This is a genomic window from Xanthobacter sp. BG11Y11_SDJG (genome assembly GCF_057364445.1).
In genome coordinates this window covers 1-2,358 of sequence record NZ_JBNFNU010000528.1, presented here as the reverse complement: position 1 = coordinate 2,358, position 2,358 = coordinate 1, and the positions used below count along the sequence as shown (strand labels likewise).

Annotated in this window: 1 protein-coding gene; it reads left to right on the top strand. The window is 68.5% G+C overall.

Annotated elements, in window-relative coordinates:
• Nucleotides 1–187 precede the first annotated feature (187 nt).
• On the top strand, nucleotides 188–2,358 hold a 2,171-nt coding region (locus tag AC2W7M_RS23925; protein WP_486135469.1), incomplete at its 3' end, for a transglycosylase domain-containing protein.

The window sequence follows — 2,358 nt, the reverse complement described above, 5'->3', positions numbered from 1 at the left end:
GCCGCGGCCACGGCTGCTCGCGCACCTCGCGCGGGACACGCCTTCGCGCTATATGAGACCCGGAAGCGCTCGGCCGCGGCCGCGGGGGCGGAGGCTGAGCCGCTCCGCCCGACGCCTTGAAACCGGACACCCTGGAACCCGAAATCTTGGACCTGACGCCGTGACCGCCCCGGAACGCATCACGCTGATGCAGCGGCTGCGCAACGCGCTGCTGGACTTCGACGCCTTTCTGGACAGCGGGTTGTTCACGCTCGGCGCCGGCACGCGCCGGGCGCTGTCGTCTTATGCGGCCTTCACCGAGCGGTTCAACATCACCGGGTTTCCGCGCGTCCTCGTCGGCCTCGTCTCCAGCCTGTTCACCTTCGGCGCCATCGGCGCGGTGGCGATGCTGGCGCTGGCGGTGCCCGCCTTTCGCGAGACGTCGGACGACTGGCTGAAGCGCACCGAACTCGCCGTTACCTTCCTCGATCGCTACGGAAACACCATCGGCGAGCGGGGCGTGAAGCAGAACGACACGGTGCCGCTGGAGGATTTCCCGGACGCCCTCATCAAGGCCACCCTCGCCACCGAGGACCGGCGCTTCTACGAGCACTGGGGCATCGACGTGTCGGGCACCATGCGCGCCTTGGTCTCCAACGCCCGTGCCGGCGGCGTGGTGCAGGGCGGCTCCTCGCTCTCGCAGCAGCTCGCCAAGAATCTGTTCCTGTCCAACGAGCGCACGCTGGACCGCAAGATCAAAGAGGCGTTCCTGGCCCTGTGGCTGGAAACCCACCTCACCAAGAGCGAGATCCTCAAGCTGTATCTCGACCGCGCCTATCTGGGCGGCGGCGCCTACGGCGTGGATGCCGCGGCGCGCTATTATTTCGGCAAGTCGGTGCGCGAGGTGAACCTCGCCGAGGCGGCGATGCTGGCCGGCCTGTTCAAGGCGCCCTCGAAATACGCCCCGCACATCAACCTGCCCGCCGCCCGCGCCCGCGCCTCCACCGTGCTCGACAACCTGGTGGAAGCCGGGTTCATGACCGAAGGCCAGGTGTTCGGCGCCCGCCGCAATCCCGCGACGCCGGTGGACCGGCGCGCGGAGGCGGTTCCGGACTATTATCTGGATTATGCCTTCGGCGAGGTGAAGAAGCTGGTGGAGCAGCTTCCCGCCTCGGTGGCGGAGCGCAACTTCATCGTCCGCACCGGCCTCGACCCCAACATCCAGAAGGTGGCGGACGCGGCGCTGGAAAGCTCGCTCTCCGAGTTCGGCCGCGACTACAAGGTCAAGCAGGGCGGCGTCGTGGTGATGGAGCCCAACGGCACCGTGCGTGCCATGGTGGGCGGGCGCGACTACGGCGTGAGCCAGTTCAACCGCGCCACCGACGCCCTGCGCCAGCCGGGATCCTCCTTCAAGCCGTTCGTCTACACCGTGGCGCTCATGGGCGGCATGAAGCCCACGACCATCGTGCAGGACGCGCCGATCTGCCTCGGCAACTGGTGCCCGCAGAATTACGGCCGCTCCTATATGGGATCCATCACGCTCCAGACCGCGCTGCAGCATTCGCTGAACACGGTGGCGGTGCGCCTCGCCGAGCGGTTCACCCGCAGGAAGATCGTCGATCTCGCCCACCAGATGGGCCTGCGCACCCCGCTGCCCATCAGCGCGCCGCTGCCGCTCGGCGCCGCCGAGGTGACGCTGGTGGACATGACCACCGCCTATGCGGTGTTCCCCAATGGCGGGCGCTCGGTCTATCCCCACGCGGTGGTGGAGATGCGCATCGGCAATGGCGACGTGGTCTGGCGCTTCGACCGCGATGCGCCGAAGAGCGTGCAGATCATCCCCCAGCAGCAGCTCTACGACATCAACACCATGCTGAATAACGTGGTGGAGAACGGCACCGGCCGGCGCGCCCGCCTCGTCAATGCCAAGGTGGCGGGCAAGACCGGCACCACCAACGCCTATCGCGACGCCTGGTTCATGGGCTTCACCGGCAACTATGTCTGCGGCGTGTGGTTCGGCAATGACGACTACGCCATGATGAACCGCATGACCGGCGGCTCGCTCCCGGCCATGACCTGGCAGAAGGTGATGGCCTATGCCCACCAGGGCATCGAGATCAAGCCGATCCCCGGCGTCAGCTCGCCGATCCCGAAGATCGAGGAGCCGCCGGCCATGGTCAACGTGCCCGGCCTCGCCAGCGCCGAGCGGCCGGTCACGCTCTCGCCGCGCGCGGCCGAGCGCCTGGTGGCGCTGGAAAAGCTGCTGAAGGAGGCCGAGCAGGTGGCGATGCCGGAAGTGGTGGCCTCGGCGGCGCGTCCGCTGCCGCCTCCGCCCGCACCGGCTGCGGTTGTCCCGGCGCCCGGCGCCCGCAGACCGGC